We start from the raw sequence: 22,725 nt of genomic DNA, 5'->3' as shown, positions 1-22,725 counted from the left end.
GCATGGATGTCAGGAGTTGCCGGGGGCCGCCGTATGCCGCAGGCGCTGGGGCGCTGGCGTGACCTCCGGTGCCGCCGTACGCTCACGTTCCGGCGACCACCCATCACGGAGGCAGCCATGACCGTACGCATGGAGCGAGCAGGCCAGGTCACGACCGTAGTGCTGAGCAGGCCGGAGGTCCGCAACGCGGTCGACCGCAAGACCGCCGACGCGCTGGTCGACGCGTTCAGGGCGTTCGAGGAGTCCGATGCGGCGGTGGCGGTGCTCTGGGGCGAGGGCGGCACGTTCTGCTCGGGCGCCGACCTCAAGACGCTCGACAACCACGTCGGCGAGGACGGCGACGGGCCGATGGGCCCGACCCGGCTGCGCCTGTCCAAGCCGGCCATCGCCGCCGTCGCCGGGCACGCCGTCGCGGGCGGCCTGGAGCTGGCGCTCTGGTGCGATCTGCGGGTGGCCGAGGAGGACGCGGTGTTCGGCGTGTTCTGCCGGCGCTGGGGCGTGCCGCTCATCGACGGCGGCACTGTGCGGCTGCCGCGGCTCATCGGCGCCTCCCGAGCGATGGACCTGATCCTCACCGGGCGTCCGGTCGGCGCCCGCGAGGCGTACGAGATGGGCCTGGCCAATCGCGTCGTCCCGGCCGGTACGGCCAGGCGGCAGGCCGAGGAACTGGCCCGCGACATCGCCCGCTTCCCGCAGACCTGTCTGCGCGGCGACCGGCTGTCGGCGCTGGAGCAGGACGGGCTGCCGGAGCGGGACGCGATCAGGAACGAGCTGCGCCACGGTCTGGTGTCGCTGCCCGACGCCGTCGGCGGCGCCGCCCGCTTCGCGGAGGGCGCGGGCCGGCACGGCGAGTTCTAGCGACCCGCCCCAACGCCGGTCCTCGCGCCCGTGCGGTCCTCGTGCCCGTGCCGGTCCTCGCGACAGCAGGGGTGCTCATGCCAGCACGGGGAAGTTCGCGCGGATCACGCCGTGCGGGTCACGGGTCCGCTTGAGGTCGCGTAGCCGGGCCAGCGTGCTCGCCGGGAAGGCCGACGCGGCCTGCTCTCCCTGGGCCAGCATGGTGTACGGCTTGCGCCCACTCGTGTACGGCACCAACTCCTTAGTCAGGCCCGCGATGCGCTCGGCCGTCTCCCGCGACGGCAACCCGAACATATAGACGGAGTACGGCTCGGCCACCCGCCCCGCGGCCCCGCCACCCTCGGCGGGCCGGGCCAGCGCCCCGCCCAGATGCCTGACCTGGACGCTGATCAGCGGGTCGATCGGCGCGCCGAGCAGCACCTCCGCCACCCCGTCCAGCCCCGTGAGCAGCTCGAACCGCCCCGTCCCCGCACTGGGATCGGTGGGCTCGGCGCAGATCGAGCCCAGCTCGGCCACCGGCATCGGCCGCCGGGTGTCGCTGATCGTCCCGCCGATCCGGTCGAAGCGGCGCAGCAGGTCGCCGGGGTGCTCGCCGAGGAAGGTGGAGTCGATGGCCACATACCCCGGCCCGCCGGGGAACTTCAGCAGGTCGAACCAGACCGTCAACTCCTCCGGCGCCTCGGCGGTGGTCTCCGCGAAGGCCTCGAACACCTCCCGGGCCCGCTCGACCGGCCACATCATCCGCCCGCCGTACAGAGAGGGGGCCGGACGCAGGTCGAACTCCACCGAGGTGACCAGCGCGAGGTCGCCGCCACCGCCCCGCAGCCCCCAGAACAGCTCCGGATCCGACGCAGCCGTCACCCTGACCCGGTCACCGGTGGCGTCGACCGCCTCGAAGGCCCGGACACTGTCGGCCGCGAAGCCGTACTTGCGCCCGAACCAGCTCAGACCGCCACCGAGCGTGTAGCCGGTCACGCCCACCACCGGCGAACTGCCCGCCAGGCCGGTGAGGCCGAGCGGACTCGCGGCGGCCAGCACCTCGCCCCACTTCACGCCCGCGCCGGCCCTGGCGATCCCGTCCTCGACGGTCAGGCCGTCCATGCGTGCGGTCTTGAGGAGGATCGTCCCGTCGGTGTCGCCGGAGGCGCCGTGGCCGGTCGGCTGGGCGGTGACCGCCAGCCCGTTGAGCCGGGCGTAGCTCACCGCGGCGGCCACGTCGTCGGCGTCGGCGGCCTCGATCACCGCTCGTACCGGCTGGTCCACGGCCAGGTTCCAGGGCTTGCGGGCCTCGTCGAAGCCCGCGTCGCCGGGGAGCAGGACCTTGCCGTTGATGTTGATGGTGTTCATGAGGTCAAGTGTGCGTTTTCCCATTTGAGGGGGACTTGGGGTTGACTTGGGGTTTGTGGATGTACGTCTGTTCGGCCCGCTTGAGGTTGACTCCGGTGATGGCGTTCGGCTCGATCTCGGCACGCGCAAGCAGCGGGCCGTGTTCGCCTTGCTGGCCCTGTCGCCGGGGCGCGTGCTGCCGCTCGACCGGCTGATCGAGGAGCTGTGGGCCGGGGAGGCGCCGGCCAAGGCGACGGCGACCCTCCAGGCGTACGTCTCCCACCTGCGCCGGGTGCTGGAACCCGGCAGGAAGCCGCGCACGCCGCCCCGGCTGCTGCTCACCCGCGAGCCCGGTTATCTGCTCGACATCGTGCCCGGACAGGTCGATGCCGGCCGCTTCGCCGCGCTGGCCGAGGACGGGCGCCGCGTGTTGAAGGGCGGCAGGTACGCCGAGGCGCTGGAGGTGCTCGACCGGGGGCTCGGGCTGTGGCGGGGGGCGCTGCTGGGAGAGTTCGCCGACCTGGACTTCGCGCGGCGGGCCGTACACCGGCTGGAGGAGCTGCGGCTGGGGGCGGCCGAGGACCGGTTCGAGGCGCGGCTGGCGCTCGGCGAGGCCGGGCTGCCGGACCTAGAGGCGCTGGTCGAGGCGCATCCCTACCGGGAGCGGGCGTGGGGGCTGCTGGTGCTGGCGCTCTACCGGGCGGGGCGGCAGGCGGACGCGCTCGGGGCGCTGCGCCGCGTACGGTCGCTGCTGGACGGCGAGCTGGGCATCGAGCCGGGGCCGGAGCTGAAGCGGCTGGAACAGGCGGTGTTCGACCAGTCGCCCGACCTGATGACCCTCACCGCACCCGGCCTCACCGCCCCGACCGCCTTCACCACCCCGGCACCCGACTCATGGGGCGCCGCCGCTCGAACCGGTACATCAGCGGACGGCCCGTTCAACGGTGACGGGACAAAGGCGGCCGGTGAGTGGCTCGTCGCGCGGGACGATCAGTTGCGGCTGGTCGAGGAGCTGCTGGCCGACGCCCGCCGGGGGAGGGGCGGCCTGCTGCTGGTGACCGGCGAGGCGGGCATCGGCAAGACGAGCCTGGCGCGGGCCGCCGCCGAGGTGGCCACCGCGCGGGGCTTCCAGACGGCCTGGGGACGCTGCCTGGACGGCGAGACGGCCCCGTCCTTCTGGCCCTGGACCCAGGCGGGGCTGATCCCCGCGCAACCGCAGGCCGAGCTGTTCGACCTGTACGACGGCGTGGTGTCGCGGCTGCGTGGCGGCCCGCTCCTGCTGGTGCTGGAGGACGTGCACTGGGCCGACGTCTCGTCGCTGAAGCTGCTCGGCCACGTCGCCGGTGAGCTCGCCCGTACGTCCGCGCTCGTCCTCGTCACGCTCCGGCCCGAGCCGGGCGAACACCCCGAGCAACTGCGCGAGACGCTGGGCGCGCTGGCGCGGGAGAGCCACCGGGTGCCGCTGGCCCCGTTCGACGCCGCCGAGGTGCTCGACTACCTGCGCCTGCGCCGGGTGAACGCGGATCCGGTGGCGATGCTCGACCGCTCGGGCGGTAACCCGTTCTACCTGACGGAGCTGCTCCGCCTGCCGGAGAACGAGCGCGACCTGGTCCCGGCCGGGGCCCGCGACGTCATCGACCGGCGGCTCGCCCGGCTGCCCGCCGCCACGCAGGACCTGCTCAGAGCCGCCGCGGTGGCGGGCAGAGAGGTGACGCTCGACCTGCTGGCCGCGCTGACCGAACGGCCGGTCGAGGAGGTCATGGCCCTCGCCGAGCCGGCCCTGGCCGTCGGCCTGCTGACCGAGACGGCCGAGCCCGCCCTGGCTCTCGGCCCGCTGAGAGAAACGACCGTGCCCGCCGCCCTGGCCGTGGGCGAACGGACCGGAAGCGCTCAGGCCGCCGACTACCGCTTCTCGCACGCCCTGGTACGGCAGGCGCTCGACGCCGGACTCACCCAGCTGGCCAGGGCCCGCCTGCACCTGCGGGCCGGTACGTACCTCGAGACCCTCCCCGGCACCGACCCCGCCCTGCTCGCCCGCCACTTCGCCGCGGCCGCGAAGCTGGGCGGCGCGGACCGTGCGGCGGCCTACGCCGTCGCCGCGGCTCGGGAGGCGGTCGCCCGTCACGGCTACACCGAGTCGGTCATGTTCTGGGAGCTGGCGGTCGCGCACCTGCCGCCCGGCGACTCGGCCGACCGCTGCCACCTGCTGACCGAGCTCGGCCAGGCCCGTCGTACCGTGGGCGACGCCGACGGCGCCCTGCATTACCTGACGGAGGCGATCGCGGCGGCCAAACGGCTCGGCGACCGCGACGCGCTGGTGACGGCGGTCTCTTCGTTCGGTGGGCTGTCGGTGTGGAACTGGCGGCCGTACGGCGTGGTGGATGAGGAGATGGTGTCCGTCCTGGAGGACCTGCTCGCGGGCCCGCTCGACGACCACGCCAGGGCGACGCTGCTGGGTACGCTCGGCGTCGAGCTCCACTACGGCCCCCGCCGCGCCGAGGGCGAACTGCTCGCCGCGGACGCCGTGGAGCTGGCCCGCGCGCTGGGCGACCCGGCGCTGCTGGCCAGGACGCTGAACAACTACCTGATCGCCGGGTTCGTCATGGGTAACAACCCCGCCCGGCTGCGCGCCGCCGACGAGATGCTGGCCATTCCGGGGCTGACCAGGGAGGCCCGGCTGGTGGCAGGGGGGCTGCGGATGTCCTGCCTGCTCCGCGCGGGAGATCTGGCCGAGTGGGAGCGCGAGCTCGCCCGCTGCGAGCGGGTCCTGGAGGAGGTACGCCGCCCCGAGCTGGAAGCCATGGTCCGGGTCGCGCAGACGGGCGGACACACCCTGCACGGCCGCTGGGCCGAGGCGGAGGCGCTGGTCGCCGACTTCCCCGACCTCAAGTACGGCGCCAGCCCGTGGGGCGCGGAGGCCCGCAGACTGGCCACGCTCTACACCTGCAGACGTGGCCAGGGCCGGGTGGCCGAGATCGTCGACGACCTCATCGCCGCGAGCGACCTCCCGCAGATGGTCCCGATGCGGCCGCTCGCCATCCTGGCCGCCCTCGACGTGGGCAAGGAGGAACTGGCCAGGGCGCTGATCGCGCGGTGGGGCACGGAGCTGCGGGACGACTGGTCAGGGGGTTTCCTGTTCCCGATCTGGGGCCTCATCGCCGCCCGGCTCGGTACGCCGGACCCGGAAGAGCTGTACGAGCTGCTGCTGCCGGTGGCCGACCAGCTCATCGTCATGGGCATGGGCAGCGGCGCCTGGGGCTCGGTCCGCGACGTCCTCGCGGCGCTGGCCGCCCGGCTGGGCCGTACGGGCGAGGCGGACGAGCACCGGCGGGTGGCGATCGATACGCACCGGCGACTCGGCCTGGCCTTTTGGGAGGCCAGGAGCCTCGCGTGAAGTGTCGGAGGCCCCGCGTATCGTGACCTCATGCCTGACATCGAGGTCGCCGGGCGCGACGTGCGCATCACCAACCCTGACAAGGTGGTGTTCCCCGGCAGCGGGCACACCAAGCTCGACCTGATCCGCTACTACCAGGCGGTCGGTGAGGGCGCGCTGCGCGGCGTCCAGGGGCGGCCGATGGTGCTCAAGCGGTTCGTGCACGGCATCGAGGAGGAGGCGTTCTTCCAGAAGCGCGCCCCGGCCAAGCGACCCGACTGGGTCGAGGTGGCCGAGCTGCGCTACCGCTCCGGGCGCAGCGCCGAGGAGGTCGTCGCGACCGAGCTGGCCCACGTCGTGTGGGCGGTCAACCTGGGGTGCGTCGACCTCAACCCGCACCCGGTGCGGGCCGCCGACCTGGCCCACCCCGACGAGCTGCGCATCGACCTCGACCCGGTGCCGGGCGTGCGATGGGGCGACGTGCTGCGCACGGCGCAGGTCTCCCGCGAGGTGCTGGCCGACCACGGCCTGACCGCCTGGCCGAAGACGTCGGGATCACGGGGCTTCCATGTCTACGCCCGCATCGAGCCGCGCTGGACGTTCGCCGAGGTGCGCCGGGCGGCCGAGGCGGTGGCCCGCGAGGTCGAGCGGCGTGCCCCCGAGGTGGCCACCAGCCGGTGGTGGAAGGAGCAGCGGCACGGCGTGTTCGTCGACTACAACCAGAACGCCTACGACCGCACGGTCGCCTCCGCCTACTCGGTCAGGCCGGTCGCCGACGCCCGCGTCTCCACGCCGCTGACCTGGGACGAAGTGCCGGGCTGCCGGCCGGGCGACCATACGATCGACACGGTGCCCAAGCGGTTCGCCGAGCTCGGTGACCCGTGGGCGGACATGGACCTGCATGTGGGCGGCCTGGAGTCGCTGCTGGAGCTGGCCGAGTCGCAGGGGCCCGCCCCCGAGCGCGAAGACCTGCCCGTCGTCGAGATCGCCAGGGCGCAGCACAAGGAGGAGGCGCAGGCGGGGTTCGAGCGGTGGCAGGCCCGGCATCCCGAGGTGGCCGCCTGCCTCCAGCCCGCTGATGTGCTGGTCGACGGCATGCGCGGGCGCAGCAGTGTGTGGTATCGCATCCGGGTCAACCTCCAGCACGTCCCGGAGGATCAGCGGCCCGGTCAGGAGCCGTTGGAGGTCGACTACGACCCGTGGACCTAGCCGATCAGAGGCGGGTCGGGCGTTCGTAGCCCTCGTCGCCGCCGTACACGTGCGAGTTCGGGTCGAGGTCCGGCTGGGTGGCCGGGCTGGTCGGCGAGGCGGTGTGCTCGATGGCGAAGTCGTCCGACGGCTCGGGCGGGTCGGGGAAGAGGTGCTCGTGCCAGCTGATCCGCCCCAGCGGCGTGGCGTCCGTGATGTGCCAGCCGGCCCGCTGGGCGGCCCACCTGCCACCCGGATAGCGCATCGGCAGCAGCATGCGGTGCAGGTGCCTGGCTCGCAGCCAGAGCCTGATCACCTCGTCCATGCCGATCACCTCCGGCCCCCCATACTCGATCACCCCCCGCTCCGGACCCGCGGCGACCAGGTCGCTCAGGCACGCGGACACCTCGGAGGTGCAGACCGGCTGCCAGGGGATCGAGCGATCCACCGGGATCGCGGGGTAGGCGGCCAGCTCGTGAAGGAAGACCTCGAGGTGCTGGTGGAACGTCGTGGAGCGGAGGATCGTCCAGCCGATCCCGCTCTCCCTGACCAGCCGCTCGGCTTCGAGCTTGTCCTCCAGGTAGCCGGTCGCGGCCTGGTCGGCGCCGACGATCGAGACGTACACCAGGTGGGGCACGCCGGCGTCCCCGGCCGCGTCGAGCAGCCACCGGGTGCCCGCGAGGTCGACGGAATCGGCTCGGTGACCTTTGCGGGCGAGGGTGGCGAGGTGGATGATCGCATCGACGCCCCGCACGGCGCTGAGCACGCCTTTGCCCCAGGCCAGGTCGCCCCACACCCATTCGATGTCCTGGCCTGGGTGCGATGCGCGGCTGAACGCCCGCACCGAGTGCCCTGTCCTGACGAGTGTGGGCACCACGGCTCTGCCCAGCGTGCCGGTTGCCCCCGTGACCAGAATGTGCATTCCCCGCCCATACCCTCAGCCTGGGAATTCTCCCGAATTGACAACGAAATTCATCGCATGCTTGGTCAAAGGGTCTGTCTCCGCCGCCTTGTTCAGGGACCGGATTCTGCGGCTCGGCGACCGGCCAGGTGCTCCTCGATGCGCTCGGTGCCCCACCAGCCGGTCGCCAGCACGATCCGGTACCGGCGGGCGATCGTCTCGCCGCGCGCCAGCTCGAACTCCCGGTGGAACGCCCACGACGGGTTGACGGCGGCGAACGGGACACTGCGCACGAACCAGTGCGACTCCGGCCCCGGCTCCGGCACGAACACCAGCGTGGAGGACCGGTCCACCTCGTCGTGCCGCCCCTGGAAGGCCAGCCAGCGGGCCCGCTGGCCCATCATCTCCTCGCCGCCGAGCCCGTCGGGGCCGAGCACCTCGCCGCCGGTGAACGAGCGCGGGCCGCGCCAGAACAGGCCGCTGTAGCCGGCCAGGGGCCGGCCGTGCGTGGTGGGGCTGCCGAAACGCAGCGGTTCGTCGCGCAGGCCGGTGAGCGTCGTGTGCCAGACCAGCTCCCAGGAGCCGTTCGCCGGATCGACCGCCTCGATGGTGAGCTCGCGCCGCTCCTCCACCCAGGGCTCGCCCCGCGAGCTGCGCCAGGTCAGCCGCCCCGACAGGCCGTCCTGGCGGACGTCCAGGGTGTCGTGGCGCATCGTGCCGTTGTTGTCCAGGTCGATGTAGCGCTGCTCTTCGCGGACGTAGGTGCCGCCGCCCCAGAAGTTCTGGCCGGAGACGTGTGAGGCGGTCAGTTGCAGGCCCTTGTGCCAGCGGTGGTCGTGCGGCCGGTAGGAGGTCACCACGTCACCGGCCAGCGTACGCAGCGGGTGGACGTACGGCTTGGGCGCCTCGAACGGCTGCGGGTCGGGCTCGTGGACGTAGCGCATCAGCTCAACGCCGTGCGCCTCGAAGATGATCGCGCTCATGAGGGGCTCCAACCGGGGGTGTCGCCGTGCAGGCTGCGGTAGAAGGGATCGCCGGGGCCCACCTCGCCCGCGCGTACGGTGCCGCCGGTCAGCGCCGCCTTGTACATCGCGGTGATCAGCTCCAGTGATCGGCGCCCGTCCCGCCCGCTGGCCCGGGGCCGCCGGCCGGCCCGCCGGTCCGCGACCAGGTCGCGTAGCTGCTTCAGGTGCGAGGTGGGCACGTCCTCAGCCGGCGGCCAGTCGATCTCGCCGGCGTGCTCGGCCGGGGTGCAGGTCCAGTCGTCGTTGGCGTAGCCGTACAGGTGGGTCAGCTCCAGCGTGGCGTCGGCGAGGTCGATGCGCAGGTGGCTGACCTGCCGCGGCGACAGGACGCTGTTGACCACCGTGGCCAGCGCGCCCGACTCGAAGCGGACCAGCGCGGTCGTGACGTCGTCGGTCTCGACGTCACGCGCCAGCCTGGCCGCCATGGCGCGGACTTCGCTCCACTCGCCGAGCAGCTCCAGCAGCAGGTCGATCTGGTGGATGCCGTGGCCCATGGCGGGTCCGCCGCCCTCGGTCTCCCAGCGCCCGCGCCAGGGCACGGCGTAGTAGGCGTCGTCGCGGAACCAGGTGGTCTGGCAGTGCGCGACGTACGGGGCGCCGAGCGCGCCTTTGGCGATCAGCTGCCGCAGGTGCTGCGCGCCGGAGCCGAACCGCTGCTGGAACACGATCGCCGCGTACGGCCCGCCCTCCTGCTCGGCCGCGGTCATGGCGTCGTACTCGGCCAGCGACAGGCACGGCGGCTTCTCGCACCACACCCACGCGCCCGCGCGCAGCGCGGCCGCCACCTGGGCGGCGTGCAGCGAGGGCGGGCTGCAGACGGCGACCAGGTCGGGGCGCACCTCGGCGAGCATGCCTTCGAGATCGTCCGAGGCGTACGCCAGGCCGAACCGGTCGGCGAACGCCTGGGCCAGCTCGGCGGTCGCGTCCACGACGGCGACCACCTCGATCTCGTCAGGCAGCGCCTGGAACGCGGGCATGTGCGCGAAGCTCGCGATCGCGCCACCGCCGACGACGGCGACGCGGAGGGGGGACGGCACGGGCGGCCTCCTTTGGAAAGCGCTTACCGGTGCACGCTATGGTGCCGGGGCACGCTTGGGCAAGTGTTACGCCGCCGCGGCGCAGGCCCTGCCGATCCCGTTCGCGGCGTTCAGCAGGGGCTCGACCAGCCGGGGGAGCTCGCGGGCGCGCCTGGCGGCCAGCACGATGCCGAGCGCCGCGATGGGCCGGCCGCCGACCAGGATCGGGGCCGCGGCCGAGCAGGAGCCGAGCGTCATCTCCTCGTACGTCAGCGCGTACCCCTGAGCGCGCACCGTGGCCAGCTCGCGGGCCAGCCGTCCCGGCTCGGTGATCGTGTGCGGGGTCGGCCGTTCGAGCACGCGGTCCAGGTAGGAGCGGACGAACCAGTCGGGCTCGAAGGCGAGCAGGGCCTTGCCGACGCCCGTCGGATGCATGGGCAGCCGCCCGCCCGTCCTGGACACGATCGGCACGGCCCGCCGACCGGCCACCTTGTCCACGTACAGGACTTCCAGGCCGTCGCGGACGGCCAGGTGAACGTTCTCGCCGGTGCTCGCGAACAGCTCCTGCAACCAGGGATGGGCCAGGTCCTGGAGCTTGGCGGGCGCGAGCTGGCCGAGCTCCCACAGCCGCAGCCCGATGCGGAGCCGCCCGTCGGGCGCGCGGCTCAGCGCCTGCCACTCCTCCAGCTCGCCGACCAGCCGGTGCACCGTGCTCAGGGGCAGGCCGCTGCGCCTGGCCAGGTCGGTCAGCGTGAGCTGCGGATGCGTGGCGTCGAACGCGCCCAGGATGGCGAGCACCTTGGACGTCACCGTGCGCCCCGCCTCGCGGGATCCGCCTGCCATGCCGCAATCTTGCATAATTCTTCCGCTGAGTGGAAGGGGTTGCTCGGATAATCGGCCGCCTAAGCAGGATGCTTCCGTCATGCGCACTCAGGTAGGGATCATCGGGGCGGGCCCCGCAGGCTTGCTCCTGTCCCATCTGCTCCATCTGCGCGGCATCTCCTCGGTGGTGCTGGAGCGGCGCAGCCGCGCCTACGTGGAGCGCCGCGTGCGCGCCGGCGTGCTGGAGCAGGGGACGGTAGACACGCTGGTCGAGGCCGGCGTGGGTGAGCGGCTGCTGCGCGAGGGCCTGCCGCACCAGGGCATCGAGCTCAGGTACGACGGGCAGAGCCACCGCGTCGCCTTCGAGAAGCTGGTGCCCGGCCGGTCCATCACCGTGTACGGCCAGCAGGAGGTGGTCAAGGACCTGATCGCCGCCAGGCTGGAGGCCGGCGGCGACGTGCGGTTCGAGATCGAGGACGTGGCCGCGCACTCGCTGGAGGCCGAGCCGTACCTGACGTTCGGCGGCGAACGGCTCGACTGCGACGTGATCGCCGGTTGCGACGGCTTCCACGGCGTGTCCAGGCCGTCGATCCCGCCGGGCGTTCTGCAGGTGTTCGAGCGGGAGTATCCCTTCGCCTGGCTCGGCATCCTGGCCAGGGTGGCGCCCTCGTCCGAGGAGCTCATCTACGCCAGGACCGAGCGCGGCTTCGCGCTGCACAGCATGCGCTCGCCCACGGTCAGCCGCTTCTACCTGCAGGTCCCGCCCGACGCCGGCGTGGACGAGTGGCCCGACGAGCGGATCTGGGCCGAGCTGAAGGCGCGGCTGGAGACCGTCCCCGGCTTCACGCTGGAGACCGGCGAGATCTTCGAGAAGGGCGTCACGCCGATGCGGGCCTTCGTCGCCGAGCCCATGCAGTACGGCCGGCTCTACCTCGCCGGCGACGCCGCCCACATCGTCCCGCCCACCGGGGCCAAGGGCCTGAACCTGGCCGTGGCCGACGTGCGCGTCCTGACCGAGGCGCTGGACCGGTTCTTCGCCACCGGCTCGGCCGACCTGCTCGACTCCTACTCCGAGTCCTGCCTGAAGCGGGTCTGGCGGGCTCAGCACTTCTCCTGGTGGATGACGACCCTGCTGCACACGTTCGACTCCGACGACGCTTACGGCAGGCGGCTGCAGCTGTCCTACCTGGACTACGTGACCTCCTCCGAGGCGGCCGCGACAACACTGGCGGAGAACTACGTGGGACTGCCATGATCAACTTCGAAGGACGGCCATGACCCATCCTCCCCACCTGAGCCCCGGCTACCGCAGCACGGTCCTCCGGGCGCCCGCGCGGCCGCCGGTGGCCTTCAAGGACGATCCCGACGCGATCGAGCTGACCGGCCCGGTCTTCGGCCACCACGAGGTCGGCGCGCTCGACGCCGACCTGACCAGGCAGCACGCCGGGGAACCGCTCGGCGAGCGCATCTCCGTCACGGGCCGCATCCTGGACTCCTCCGGCAGGCCGATCCGCGGCACGCTGGTGGAGCTCTGGCAGGCCAACGCCGCCGGCCGCTACGCCCACGAACGCGACCAGCACCCCGCCCCCCTCGACCCGAACTTCACCGGCGCCGGCCGCTGCCTCACCGACGAGGACGGCCGCTACCGGTTCGTCACGATCAAGCCCGGCGCCTACCCCTGGCGCAACCACCACAACGCGTGGCGGCCGGCGCACCTGCATTTCTCCGTGTTCGGGCGGGCGTTCACCGAGCGGCTCGTCACCCAGATGTACTTCCCCGGCGACCCGCTGATGCCCTTCGACCCGATCCTCCAGTCGGTCCCCGACGAGGCGGCCAGGCAACGGCTCGTCTCGGCCTTCTCCATGGAGCTGACCGAGCCCGAATGGGCGCTGGGCTACTCCTTCGACATCGTGCTCGGCAGCACCCCCATGGAGTCGTCATGAACCTCACCCCCTCGCAGACCGTGGGGCCGTTCTTCAGCCACGCGCTGCCGTACCCGCACGACTGGGAACTGGTTCCTCCCGGGCATCCGGGCGCGATCACGCTGACCGGGCGCGTCCTGGACGGCGCCGGCGAGCCGGTGCCGGACGCGCTGCTGGAGCTCTGGCTGGGGCGCGCCGGCGACCGCGGCGCGCTGCTGCGCGGCGACGGGCAGGTGTCCGGCTTCGGGCGCTGCGCAACGGCTCCGGATGGTTCGTTTAGGTTCCGTACGGTACGGCCTGAGGGGGCTTATCTGTCGTTGCAGGTGTTCGCCCGGGGGCTGCTGAGGTCGTTGCTGACCCGTGTGTACCTGGAGGATCGGCCTGATCCCCTGCTGGACGGCTTGGAGCCGGAACGACGGGGGACACTGATCGCGACGGCGTCGGGGGAGTCGGACCGGTACGAGTTCGACGTGCGGCTGCAGGGGGATGGGGAGACGGTGTTCCTTGACTTCTGACAGCGGGCTGCTGGCGCCGGTGCGGGCCGGTACCCGGGTAGAGGCGGCGACCTCGGACGCGGCCTGGCTGCGGGCCATGCTGGACGCCGAGGCGGCGCTGGCCCGCGCGCAGGGCCGCGCGGGGCTGATCCCCGGCGGGGCGGCCGCGCTGATCGACCGGGTGGCGACGGGGTTCACCCCCGACCTGCCGGACCTGGCTCAGCGCGCCCGGCAAGCCGCCAACCCCGTCGTCCCGCTGGTCGCCGACCTGCGAAAAGCCGTCACCGCCGCCGAAGCGACCGCCGCCGAAGCCACCGCCGAGTTCGTGCATCGGGGGGCCACCAGCCAGGACATCTTCGACACGGCGGCCATGCTGGTCGCCGCGCGTTCCGTCAGGCTGATCACGGCCGATCTGGACGCGGTCATGGGCGTGCTCGCCGGGCTGGCGGAACAGCACCGCGACACGCTGATGGCGGCTCGCACGCTGGGCCAGCAGGCGGTGCCGACGACGTTCGGGCTGAAGGCGGCCGGCTGGCTGTCCGGCCTCCTGCGCGCCCGCGACCGCCTGCGCGGCCTGCGACTCCCCGCCCAACTCGGCGGCGCGGCAGGCACCCTCGCCGCCCTCGTTGAAACCGCCCGCTCCACCGACGCCAAGCCCGTCGGATCGCCTGGTGGTGGCGTCGGCTCTGCGGGACCGCCCGGCGACAGCGCCGAGCCGACGAGATCACCTGAGGTCGGCGTTGAGCCTGCTGGGTCTTCCGGCGGTGGTGACGCGGCCGTCGGAGCGTTCGGGGGCGAGGTGGCTCGGGATGCCGAGGGTGCACAGACGCGGGTGCTTCGGCTGGTCGAGTTGTACGCCGAGGAGCTCGGGCTGGCCGCCCCGCTGGCGCCGTGGCATGCCGAGCGGTCCGTGGTCGCCGAGCTGGGCGCGGCCCTGGCCGGTACGGCGGGTGCGCTCGGCAAGGTGGCGACCGACGTGATCCTCATGGCGCAGACCGAGGTCGGCGAGGTGGCCGAGTCCTCCCGAGGCAACTCCTCGGCCATGCCGCAGAAGCGCAACCCCGCCCTGTCGGTGCTGATCCGGTCGGCGGCGCTCCAGGTGCCCGCGTACGCCCAGCTCCTGGGAGCGGCGGGGGAGCACGAGCGGGCGGCGGGCGCCTGGCAGGCGGAGTGGCTGCCGCTGCGCGAATGTCTCCGGCTGACCGGTGGCGCGGCGGAGACGGCGGCCGAGCTGGTCGCCGGGCTCCAGGTGTTCCCCGAGCGGATGCGTGACAACGCTTGCCTGACCGGCGGGCGCATCGTGTCGGAACGGCTCGCGCTCCACCTCGGCCGCGCCGCCCTCGACGAGGCACTGAGCCGTCCTGGCCCGCTGGAGGGGCCGGACGAGTTGCTCGACCCCGAGGGCTATCTGGGCGCCGCGCCGGAACTCGTCGACCGTATCCTCGCCGACTACCGGAAGCGATCATGAGCATGAAGCTGCATCACCGCGTCGACGGTCCCGCCGGAGCGCCGTTGCTGGTGCTCGGGCCGTCGCTCGGCACCACGCTCGACATCTGGGAGCCGCAGCTGAGCGCGCTCACCGAGGCGTGGCGGGTGCTGCGGTACGACCTGCCGGGCCATGGCGGCTCGGCCCCCGCAGCCTCCGGGCTGACGATCGACGACCTGGCGCGGGCCGTACTCGATCTGGTGGACGACGATCACGACGACGAGTTCGCGGTCGGCGGGATCTCGCTCGGCGGCGCCATCGCCACCGCGATCGCCGCAGGAGAGCAGGCAGCGGCACCACGACGCCGGGTGCGGAGTCTGGTGCTGTGCTGTACGTCGGCCCGGTTCGGTGAGCCGGGGCCGTGGCTGGAGCGGGCGGCGCTGGTGCGTGCCTCCGGCGTGGCCCAGCTCGCGCCGGCCCTGGCGGCCCGCTGGTTCACCGCCGGCTACGACGGCCGCTGGGTGACGGACATGCTGGACGGCGTGGACGCCGAGTCGTACGCCGCCTGCTGCGAGGCCATCGCGTCCTGCGACCTGACCGGACGCCTGCCCGCCATCACCGCCCCCACCCTGATCGTCGCCGGGGCCGACGACCCGGCCACCCCGCTCGGCCAGGCTCTCACGCTGGCCCAGGGCATTCCGGGGGCGCTGCTGCGCGTGGTGCCCGGCGCGGCGCACCTGGCCAGTGTGGAGCGGGCCGACGCCGTCACGCCCGCGATAGTCCAGCACCTGGGCGGCGATTCGAGTCACGCGGCCGGGATGCGTACCCGGCGTGAGGTGCTCGGAGACGCCCACGTCGACCGCGCCGTCGCCGCCACCACCGGCTTCACCCGCGACTTCCAGCACCTCATCACCCGCTACGCCTGGGACGAGATCTGGAACCGCCCCGGCCTCGACCGCCGTACCCGCAGCTGTGTCACCCTCACGGCGCTGGTCGCGCGTGGCCAGCTGGACGAGCTGGCCATGCACGTGCGCGCGGCCCTGCGCAACGGCCTGACGCCCGACGAGATCGGCGAGGTGCTGCTGCAGACGGCGATCTACTGCGGGGTTCCGGCCGCCAACGCCGCTTTCGCCGTCGCCCAGCGCGTCCTGTCCCAGGACTGATCCCCGGCTGCAACGAATCTGCAATGCCGCTTGGCAGCATCTTGAGCGAAATTGTCCGGCTCAAGAAAAGGATCGATCGCATGCCCAGACTGACCCAGGAACAGGCCGACCGGATCGTGGCCGGCTGGCGAAGCGGCACCGAGCTCGTCGAAGGCTGGGAGAACCCGGCGGGCCCGCTGTTCGCCAGCGGTGAGTACGCGGAAGCGGACATCACCCTCGAATCCATCCTCGCCGCGTCGGGCTGCAACCCGCCTCCTCCTCCCCCCGACCAGACCGTGGGCGGCTGCGGTACGGCGTGCACGGCCTCCGCCGGGCGCTTGTGCTGCTGACCTGACATGGGGGAGTACACCGTAAGCGACACCGTGCTGGACCGCCTGCTCGAACCATCACTGGAGCGGCTGGCGGCCCGGCTCGGGTCCGTCGCGGGCCTGGCGGAAACGGAACGCCGGGCCGTGCACGCGGGCGCCGCCAAGGCGCTGCTGGACACCGTCCGCCTGAGGACCAACCGGGTGCTGCTCCTGGAGCTGAACGCGGCCAGGATCACCGGCAGGCTCACCGGCGACGACCCGGAGGCCAGGTGGCGGGACTGGGAGTCCCAGGCGGCGAACCAGGAGTTCTGGGAGTCGCTGGGCGGCCACTATCCGACCCTGCTCCCGCGCCTGCGCCGGCTGATCGCCAACAGGTGCGCGGCGGCGATGAGCCTGGCCCGCCGCTTCGCCGCGGACCGGCCCTTGGTCACCACGCTGCTCCGGCCGTTCGAGGGGGATGAGCCGGGGGAGCTGGTGAGCGTCGAGTTCGGCGCGGGGGACAGCCATCGCGGCGGGCAGAGTGTGGCGATCCTGAGCTGCGTCGCGGGCAAGGTCGTCTACAAGCCGCGGTCCGTCGCCGTGGATCTCGCCGTGACGCGGCTGCTGAACCGGCTGCTCGCCGACGAGCCCGCCGACACGCGGATCAGGGTCCCCGACGTGGTGAACGGCGACGGTTACGGCTGGGCCGAGCACGTCGCCCACCGCTACTGCGCCGACGAAGAGGAGCTGCGCTGCTTCTACCGCAACCTCGGGCACTGGCTGGCCGTGATGCGGTTGATCGGCGGCACCGACCTGCACGCCGAGAACCTGATCGCCGCGGGCCCGATCCCGACCGTCGTGGACTGCGAGACGCTGTTCACGCCCCAGTCGCCGCCGCGCGAGTCCGGGTACGGGCTCGCGCCGGACCGGGCGGGGCGGCTGATCGGCGGCTCGGTGCTGGGCACCGGGCTGCTGCCGGGCCGGGGGCTGGCGCTCGGCTGGCGCGGCGTCGACATGTCGGCCATCGGCTCGCTGCCCGGCCAGCAACCGGTCACGGAGCTGCCCGTCATCCTCGGCGTCGGCACCGACGAGGCGCGGATCGGACTCGCGCCCGTACGCGTCCCGCTCTCGCTCAACCACCCGAGCCCGGAACCCGTGCTGATCAAGCACTGGGACCTGGTGGTGGACGGGTTCGCGCAGTTGACCAGGCGGCTCAGGAAGATCGACGAGGGCGGCGAACTGCAGGGGTGGCTTGAGGAGTTCGCCGACCTGCCGATCCGGTTGGTGCTCAGGTCCACCGAGAGCTACGCCGAGCTGCAGCGGATGCTCTGGCACCCGCAGGCGCTGCACGACGAGCCCGTCGCCCGGCGGCGCGCGGCGGACCTGCTCGCCAAGCAGGCGGCCAACGCGCCCGGCCGGCCGGACGACCCCGTGGTGATCGAGGCGGAGGTCGAGGAGCTGCTGGACGGCGACGTGCCGTTCTTCGCCACCACGCCGCGCCGCGGCCGGCTCACCGGGCCGCGTGGCACCTTGTGGGGTCCCGCCCAGGACCTGATCGCCGGGACACTGAGCCGGTGGCGGTCGGCCGACCTCGGACTGGAGCGGCAGGTGATCCAGTCCGCCCTGGTCAGCGCGTACCTGAACGAGGGCGGCGTGCCCACCCAGCGGCGCCTGCTCCCGGCTCGCCTGGACACCGACGGCCTGGACCGCAGGCGGCGGGCGCTGGCGGCCGGCATCGTGCGATCGCTGTCCGACGCCGCCGTACGCGCCGAGGACGGCACGGTCACGTGGATCGCGCCGGTGCTCAACCCGACCGGATGGGCGGTGCTGCCGCTCGGCCTCGACATGTACGGCGGGGCGGCGGGTATCGCCGCGCTGCTGGCCGGCTACCTGCGCGAGATGGAGGCGGGCCGGGCCGACTCGGTGCCGGACGTGGGGCCGCTGCTGGACGCCGTGCTGCGTTCCGTGCGGATGGCGGAGGCGCAGTGGGAGAAGGACCGGGTCGAGATCAAGACGCGCCGGCCCGCGCCCGTCGGCGGCTACCTCGGCCTCGCGTCGCGGATCTGGGGCTGGCTGCTGCTGGTCCGGCTCGGCGTGATCGAGCCGGCCGAGGCGTTCTCGCGGTCGGCGGACATCGTCCGCGAACTGCCCGCGGCCCTGGACTCCGAGCCGTCAATCGACCTGGTGAGCGGTATGGCCGGAGCGGTGGTGCCGCTGCTGCGACTCCACGAGAGCGCGGGCGACGCCGACGCGGGAAAACTGGCCGGGGAGATCGGCCGCAAGCTGGTGTCGGCGGCACGCGTACGCGGCGACACCGCGTGCTGGACGGTCGACGGCTTCCCGGACGGGATCGGCGGCCTGGCGCACGGGGCGACCGGCATCGGCTGGGCGCTGGACCGGCTGGCGGCGGCCACCGGCGACACCGACTGCGCCACCGTTGCCGAGGCCGCCTTCGCCTACGAGGAGACCCTGTACGTCCCGGAGACCGGAAGCTGGCGCGACCTGCGCGGGCCGGACCAGATCGGGGCGGCGTGGTGCCACGGCTCCGTCGGGATCGCGGCCGTCGCCGCCGACCGGCTCATGGCCGGTCGCGGCGACCCCGAGCGGCTGCGTGACCTGCTGCGGCGCGCGGCGCAGTCCAGCCAGGCCGACGGCATCGGCTGGAACCACACCCTGTGCCACGGCGACTTCGGGGCCTGGGAGGTGCTGGACCTCGCCGTCACCGCCGGGCTCGGCGCGGGCGGGCTGGACCGGCCCCGGCTGGAGGCCCACCTGCTCGGCAGCGTCGAGGAGCACGGGCCGGTCAGCGGGTTCGCCCGGGACGCCTTCGTCCCGGGGATCATGCCGGGCCTCGGCGGGGTCGCGTACCAGTTGCTCCGCATGCATCCCGAATGCACGCTGCCGTCGGTGCTGCTGCCCGATCCCGGTCCGGTGAAGGCGTCTTGAGCGCCTCCGCCGACGCCTCCGCCGACGTCCAGATGGTGTCGCCGTACTGGCAGCTCGACGACGCCGGCGACATGGGCGTCTGGCGGATGTGCCGGCGGCTGCCGGCCACCAGCCGGGCGGTGCTCGCGATCGTGGCGCGGGCGGCGCCCCGGCAGGCCGTCACGGTCTTGCTGCTCCAGCTCGTGTCGGGCGCCGCCACGGCCTTCGGCCTGCTCGCCACCACGGGGGCGCTGGAACGGCTGCTCGCCGCCGGTCCCACCGTGGAGGTGGTGGCGGCCGCGCTGCCCATGCTCGTGCTCGTCGCGGGGGCGTACGTGCTGCGGGGCGCGGTCGAGACGGCCATCGCGGCCGCCTACGCCCGGCTGACGCCCGAGGTGCGCCGGATGGCGGAGGGTGAGCTGTTCGCGGCCGGGCTCCGCGTGGAGCTGGCCGCCTACGACGACGCCGGTTTCTACGACCGGATGCAGCGGGCGCGCGACCGCGGTCTGTTCCATCTCGCGCGGGCCGTGGACAACCTGGTCGACCTCATCGGCGCGGCGCTGGCATTCGCCGCCGCCGTCACCGGCCTGGCCGTCCTGCACGCCGCGCTGCTCCCGGTGCTGGTGCTGGGCGTGTTCCCGTCGGCCTGGACGGTGCAGCGCTCGGCCCGGCTGGCGTACGCCCACATGACCCGCACGGTCACCCTGAACCGCCGGGTCCAGATGATCACCGAGCTGGGCACGCAGCGCGAGCCCGCCCCGGAGATCCGCGCCTGCCAGGCCCAGGACTTCCTGCTGCGGGAGTACGCCGAGGTGGCCGACCCCCTGCGCGACCAGGAGGTACGCGTACAGGCCGCCCACATACGCGTGGGCACCGTCGGCCGGGCGCTCACCGGGCTCATGGCCGGCATCACGTTCACCGTGCTCGGCCTGCTGCTCCAGGCGGGCTGGATCCCGCTGGCGGTGGCCGGCGGGGCGGTGATAGCCGTGCGGACCGCGAACGCCGCGCTCAGCCGGCTGGTCCACTCGGCGCACCAACTGCTGGAGCAGGGCATGTACGTGGCCGACTACCAGGAGTTCGTCGACGACGCCGCCTCCAGGAGCCCCGCGGCGACCACCCGGCCGGCGCCCGCCGCACCACAGGTGATCACGCTCAGCGGCGTCGAGTTCGGCTACCCGGGCGGCACCGGCGACGCGCTGCGCGGCATCGACCTCACCGTCCGCGCGGGCCAGACCATCGCCCTGGTCGGCGAGAACGGCTCCGGCAAGACCACGCTCGCCAAGATCATGGCAGGCCTCTACGAGCCGACGGGCGGCCAGGTGAGCTGGGACGGCGTGGACATCCGCGAGCTGGACCCGCACAGCGTCGGCGACCGGATCATGATGGTGCTCCAGGACCCGATCCGATGGCCGCACACCGCCCGCGCCAACGTCAGAGCCGGCCGTTACGACCGCGACGACCCTGGCGACCTGGCGCTGCGCGCCGCCGCCGAGCTGGCGGGCGCCGACACCGTGGTGGCGGACCTGCCCCACGGCTGGGAGACGCTGCTGTCGAAGTACTTCCGCGGCGGCCGCGAACTGTCGGGCGGGCAATGGCAGCGGCTGGCCGTCGCCCGCGGCGTCTTCCGCGACGCGCCCGTGCTGATCTGGGACGAACCGACCGCGCCGCTGGACGCCAAGGCCGAGTTCGCGGTGTACGAGTCGCTGCGCCGCCTGGCCACCGGCCGGATCGTCATCCTGATCACGCACCGGCTGGCCAGCGTACGCAACTCCGACCGGATCTACCTCCTGCACGAGGGCGAGCTGGCGGAGCAGGGGACGCACGACGAGCTGATCGCCCGATCCGGCCGGTACGCGGAGCTGTACGAGTTGCAGGCCCGGATGTACGCCGACGAACTACCCCTCAGCGGCGGTTACAGCTCCGGCCATTGACCACCGGCCAGTCGCGGCGGCCGAGCAGCTCGGCCGCACGGCGGCGGTAGACCAGCCGGGTCGGGGCGGGTGTAACGGAGTAAAGAGCCTCCCGCGTCAGCTCGTTGGCGAACTCGTACCTGCTGCCCACCACCACCAGCAGCCCCACCCGCAGCGCGCGCTCGCACTGCTCGGCCGCCACCTGCGGCGAGAGGCCGAGCAGCTCGCCCAGCAGCGCCGGATCGAAGGGGCGGCGGAGCACGGAGGCGGCCCGCAGCAGCCGCTCCACCAGCGGGCCCATCCGGCGGACCCGCGCGAGCACCGCCGCGCGCAGCGCCTCCGGCACCCCGCGCTCGCCCGCCGCCAGGCCGCGCAGCAGCTCGACGACGAACAGCGGATGGCCACGCGTCCGGCGGAGGACCTCGTCGGCCCAGTGGCCCAAGCCTGCCGCCACGGCCAGCCGCGCGACCGCCTGCGCGGGCAGCGGCCCCAGCTCCAGCCGGACGGCCGCGCGCCCGAGCGCGTCCATCGCCGCAGAGCCGTCCACCGCGCCGTCCGCTGGGCCGTCCACCACGCCCTCCGCCGGGCCCTCCGCCGGGCCCTCCGCCGGGCCCTCCGGCACGCCCTCCGCTATGCCCTCCGCCGGGCGGGCCGTCGCGACGACCAGCAGGCGGGCGCCGGAGACCCGGCGGGCCAGGTAGTGCACGAGCTCGACGGTCGCCGTCCCGGCGAGATGCAGGTCCTCCAGCACCAGCAGGACCGGCTTCCCGGCCGCCAGGGCCCGCAGGAACGCGACCACCGCCTCGTACACGGATCTGCGCCCGCCCGCCCCGTTGCGCCCCTGCCACAGCGCCGGCGCCGCCTCCGGGATCAGCCTGGCCAGCGCCTCCGCCCCATCGCCCACCATGTCGCGGAGCACGGGCCCGGCGAGCCGGGTGACCTGCGGCGCCAACGCGTCGGCGAACGGCTGGAGGAAGAGCGAACGCTCGATCTCGTGGCACTGCGCCCGCAGGACGATCCCGCCGGTGGCCCGCGCGACCCGTACCGCCTCCTCGGCCAGCCGGGACTTGCCAATGCCCGCCTCGCCCGCGATCAGCAGCACGGCGGTCCGCCCCGCCACGGCCGCCGCCCAGGACCGGGAGATCCCGGCCACCTCCACCGCCCGCCCCGGCAGCACGGCGCCCCTTTCCCGCGCGACTCCGGCCAGGGGAGCGGCACCCCCTTCCCTCGCGGTTCCGGTCAGGCGAGCGGTCGACTGTTCGCGCAGGATCGCCAGGTGCACGGCCCGCGTCTCGGCAGCCGGGTCCGTGCCCAGCTCGGCCGCCAGGATGTCGCGCAGCCGCTCGTAGGCCAGCAACGCCCGCGCGGGCTCGCCCGCCGCGGCATGCGCCCGCATCAGCAGGCGCTGCGCGGCCTCGTCGAACGGGTCCGCGGCCACCGCCGCTTCGGCCGCCCGCAGCGCCCGCCCCGGCTCGGCGATCCGCAGCGCCGCCGTAGCCGCCACGTGGCGCGCCTGCCGGAGCAGCCCGGCCGCCTCGCCCCGCGCCGCCGCCGCCCAAGGGGCGTCGGATTCCCCATCCAGTACGGCACCGCCGTCGAGCAGTTCGATCGCCCGCGTCGCCGCGGCGACGGCCACGGCCGCCTCGTCCACCGCCAACCGCCCCTCCGCCTCCGCGATCAGCGCGGTCGCCTCGTCGAGGTCCACGCTCACCGCCGGCGGCTCGCCCAGCCGGTAGCTCCGCCTGCCGCCCGTCACGGCCTGCGGGCCGAGTGTCCTGCGCAGCCTGCTCACCAGCGTGGCGACGTTCTCCACCGGCCGCTTCGGCGGGCGGTCGCCCCACAGCGCCTCCACGACGCGGTCGGTGGGCACGGCGTGGCCGCGCTCGACCGCGAGCAGTTTCAGGAGCGTCCTGGCCCGGCCGCCGACCGTCCCGCGCAGGCCGTCCCGCTCGACCGTGAACGACCCCACCAGCCGGATCAGCACTCTGCTCTCGCGTCCGCCAGTCCCATCGATCATGGTGTTCCCGCCGCCTCCCGTCTCCCCACCTAGGAGGCGTGACAGGATGTTCCACGGCGTGCGCACCTCGGT

The 22,725-nt window shown here is 73.6% G+C and carries 17 protein-coding genes; 11 read left to right on the top strand and 6 right to left on the bottom strand.

Features of this window, described 5'->3' with window-relative positions; translation table 11 throughout:
* Window positions 1-117: 117 nt before the first annotated feature.
* Window positions 118-858, top strand: coding sequence for a crotonase/enoyl-CoA hydratase family protein (locus tag AB0B91_RS00270; RefSeq protein ID WP_358312401.1), 741 nt, complete (start codon window positions 118-120; stop codon window positions 856-858).
* 75 nt (window positions 859-933) lie between these two features.
* On the opposite strand, the gene AB0B91_RS00265 is transcribed toward AB0B91_RS00270, so the two are convergent.
* Window positions 934-2,205: an FAD-binding oxidoreductase gene (locus tag AB0B91_RS00265; RefSeq protein ID WP_358312398.1), complete on the bottom strand. Its 1,272-nt coding sequence runs from the start codon at window positions 2,203-2,205 to the stop codon at window positions 934-936.
* 55 nt (window positions 2,206-2,260) lie between these two features.
* Between AB0B91_RS00265 and AB0B91_RS00260 the strand changes: the two genes are divergently transcribed.
* The gene (locus AB0B91_RS00260; RefSeq protein ID WP_358312395.1) at window positions 2,261-5,578 is read left to right on the top strand and encodes a BTAD domain-containing putative transcriptional regulator; all 3,318 of its coding nucleotides are present in this window, start codon (window positions 2,261-2,263) and stop codon (window positions 5,576-5,578) included.
* A gap of 30 nt (window positions 5,579-5,608) precedes the next feature.
* Entirely contained in the window at window positions 5,609-6,766 is a 1,158-nt protein-coding gene (gene ligD / locus AB0B91_RS00255) for a non-homologous end-joining DNA ligase (RefSeq protein WP_358312392.1), read from the top strand.
* A gap of 4 nt (window positions 6,767-6,770) precedes the next feature.
* On the opposite strand, the gene AB0B91_RS00250 is transcribed toward ligD, so the two are convergent.
* The 4 genes from AB0B91_RS00250 to AB0B91_RS00235 all read right to left on the bottom strand — a co-directional run bounded on the left by AB0B91_RS00250 (window position 6,771) and on the right by AB0B91_RS00235 (window position 10,530).
* Window positions 6,771-7,667 carry an NAD(P)H-binding protein gene (locus AB0B91_RS00250; protein ID WP_358312389.1) on the bottom strand — a complete coding sequence of 299 codons (897 nt, stop codon included), beginning with the start codon at window positions 7,665-7,667 and terminating at the stop codon, window positions 6,771-6,773.
* A gap of 92 nt (window positions 7,668-7,759) precedes the next feature.
* Window positions 7,760-8,629 (bottom strand): PmoA family protein, encoded by an 870-nt coding sequence (locus AB0B91_RS00245; protein WP_358312386.1) that lies wholly within the window; start codon window positions 8,627-8,629, stop codon window positions 7,760-7,762.
* Window positions 8,626-9,708: a Gfo/Idh/MocA family oxidoreductase gene (locus AB0B91_RS00240; RefSeq protein WP_219529620.1), complete on the bottom strand. Its 1,083-nt coding sequence runs from the start codon at window positions 9,706-9,708 to the stop codon at window positions 8,626-8,628. Before AB0B91_RS00240 ends, AB0B91_RS00245 begins: the two co-directional genes overlap by 4 nt.
* 66 nt (window positions 9,709-9,774) lie before the next feature.
* A complete protein-coding gene (locus tag AB0B91_RS00235; RefSeq protein ID WP_358312383.1) occupies window positions 9,775-10,530 on the bottom strand; it encodes an IclR family transcriptional regulator in 756 nt (251 codons plus the stop codon).
* 79 nt (window positions 10,531-10,609) lie between these two features.
* Between AB0B91_RS00235 and AB0B91_RS00230 the strand changes: the two genes are divergently transcribed.
* The 8 genes from AB0B91_RS00230 (at window position 10,610) to AB0B91_RS00195 (ending at window position 20,657) form a co-directional block, all read left to right on the top strand.
* On the top strand, window positions 10,610-11,764 hold the full coding sequence (locus AB0B91_RS00230) for a 4-hydroxybenzoate 3-monooxygenase (protein WP_358312380.1): 1,155 nt from the start codon (window positions 10,610-10,612) through the stop codon (window positions 11,762-11,764).
* 19 nt (window positions 11,765-11,783) lie between these two features.
* Complete coding sequence (gene pcaH / locus AB0B91_RS00225; protein ID WP_358312376.1) at window positions 11,784-12,452, top strand: protocatechuate 3,4-dioxygenase subunit beta; 669 nt, start codon at window positions 11,784-11,786, stop codon at window positions 12,450-12,452.
* On the top strand, window positions 12,449-12,946 hold the full coding sequence (gene pcaG, locus AB0B91_RS00220) for a protocatechuate 3,4-dioxygenase subunit alpha (protein WP_358312373.1): 498 nt from the start codon (window positions 12,449-12,451) through the stop codon (window positions 12,944-12,946). Before pcaH ends, pcaG begins: the two co-directional genes overlap by 4 nt.
* Complete coding sequence (locus tag AB0B91_RS00215) at window positions 12,936-14,393, top strand: lyase family protein (RefSeq protein ID WP_358312370.1); 1,458 nt, start codon at window positions 12,936-12,938, stop codon at window positions 14,391-14,393. The genes pcaG and AB0B91_RS00215 overlap by 11 nt, the downstream gene beginning before the upstream one ends.
* Window positions 14,390-15,514: a 4-carboxymuconolactone decarboxylase gene (pcaC, locus tag AB0B91_RS00210; protein ID WP_358312367.1), complete on the top strand. Its 1,125-nt coding sequence runs from the start codon at window positions 14,390-14,392 to the stop codon at window positions 15,512-15,514. The genes AB0B91_RS00215 and pcaC overlap by 4 nt, the downstream gene beginning before the upstream one ends.
* Window positions 15,515-15,594: 80 nt before the next feature.
* Entirely contained in the window at window positions 15,595-15,843 is a 249-nt protein-coding gene (locus tag AB0B91_RS00205) for a DUF6229 family protein (RefSeq protein WP_358312365.1), read from the top strand.
* A 6-nt stretch (window positions 15,844-15,849) separates the two neighbouring features.
* A complete protein-coding gene (locus AB0B91_RS00200; RefSeq protein ID WP_358312362.1) occupies window positions 15,850-18,747 on the top strand; it encodes a type 2 lanthipeptide synthetase LanM family protein in 2,898 nt (965 codons plus the stop codon).
* Complete coding sequence (locus AB0B91_RS00195) at window positions 18,744-20,657, top strand: ABC transporter ATP-binding protein (protein ID WP_358312359.1); 1,914 nt, start codon at window positions 18,744-18,746, stop codon at window positions 20,655-20,657. Before AB0B91_RS00200 ends, AB0B91_RS00195 begins: the two co-directional genes overlap by 4 nt.
* On the opposite strand, the gene AB0B91_RS00190 is transcribed toward AB0B91_RS00195, so the two are convergent.
* On the bottom strand, window positions 20,629-22,653 hold the full coding sequence (locus AB0B91_RS00190) for an AAA family ATPase (RefSeq protein ID WP_358312356.1): 2,025 nt from the start codon (window positions 22,651-22,653) through the stop codon (window positions 20,629-20,631). The genes AB0B91_RS00195 and AB0B91_RS00190 overlap by 29 nt on opposite strands.
* Window positions 22,654-22,725 lie beyond the last annotated feature (72 nt).

Source organism: Nonomuraea sp. NPDC049141, from assembly GCF_040648415.1.
Classification (GTDB): Bacteria; Actinomycetota; Actinomycetes; order Streptosporangiales; family Streptosporangiaceae; genus Nonomuraea.
The sequence above is the reverse complement of the archived record's forward strand: the minus strand, read 5'-3'. Positions and strand labels throughout refer to the sequence as shown.

What these genes read in the sequence shown, in the direction of transcription:
- AB0B91_RS00200 (WP_358312362.1), top strand. Translation starts at nt 15,850, where the DNA reads ATGGGGGAGTACACCGTAAGCGACACCGTGCTGGACCGCCTGCTCGAA.
- AB0B91_RS00235 (WP_358312383.1), bottom strand. Translation starts at nt 10,530, where the DNA reads ATGGCAGGCGGATCCCGCGAGGCGGGGCGCACGGTGACGTCCAAGGTG.
- ligD (WP_358312392.1), top strand. Translation starts at nt 5,609, where the DNA reads ATGCCTGACATCGAGGTCGCCGGGCGCGACGTGCGCATCACCAACCCT.
- AB0B91_RS00270 (WP_358312401.1), top strand. Translation starts at nt 118, where the DNA reads ATGACCGTACGCATGGAGCGAGCAGGCCAGGTCACGACCGTAGTGCTG.
- pcaC (WP_358312367.1), top strand. Translation starts at nt 14,390, where the DNA reads ATGAGCATGAAGCTGCATCACCGCGTCGACGGTCCCGCCGGAGCGCCG.
- pcaG (WP_358312373.1), top strand. Translation starts at nt 12,449, where the DNA reads ATGAACCTCACCCCCTCGCAGACCGTGGGGCCGTTCTTCAGCCACGCG.
- AB0B91_RS00250 (WP_358312389.1), bottom strand. Translation starts at nt 7,667, where the DNA reads ATGCACATTCTGGTCACGGGGGCAACCGGCACGCTGGGCAGAGCCGTG.
- AB0B91_RS00245 (WP_358312386.1), bottom strand. Translation starts at nt 8,629, where the DNA reads ATGAGCGCGATCATCTTCGAGGCGCACGGCGTTGAGCTGATGCGCTAC.
- AB0B91_RS00190 (WP_358312356.1), bottom strand. Translation starts at nt 22,653, where the DNA reads ATGATCGATGGGACTGGCGGACGCGAGAGCAGAGTGCTGATCCGGCTG.
- AB0B91_RS00265 (WP_358312398.1), bottom strand. Translation starts at nt 2,205, where the DNA reads ATGAACACCATCAACATCAACGGCAAGGTCCTGCTCCCCGGCGACGCG.
- pcaH (WP_358312376.1), top strand. Translation starts at nt 11,784, where the DNA reads ATGACCCATCCTCCCCACCTGAGCCCCGGCTACCGCAGCACGGTCCTC.
- AB0B91_RS00230 (WP_358312380.1), top strand. Translation starts at nt 10,610, where the DNA reads ATGCGCACTCAGGTAGGGATCATCGGGGCGGGCCCCGCAGGCTTGCTC.
- AB0B91_RS00205 (WP_358312365.1), top strand. Translation starts at nt 15,595, where the DNA reads ATGCCCAGACTGACCCAGGAACAGGCCGACCGGATCGTGGCCGGCTGG.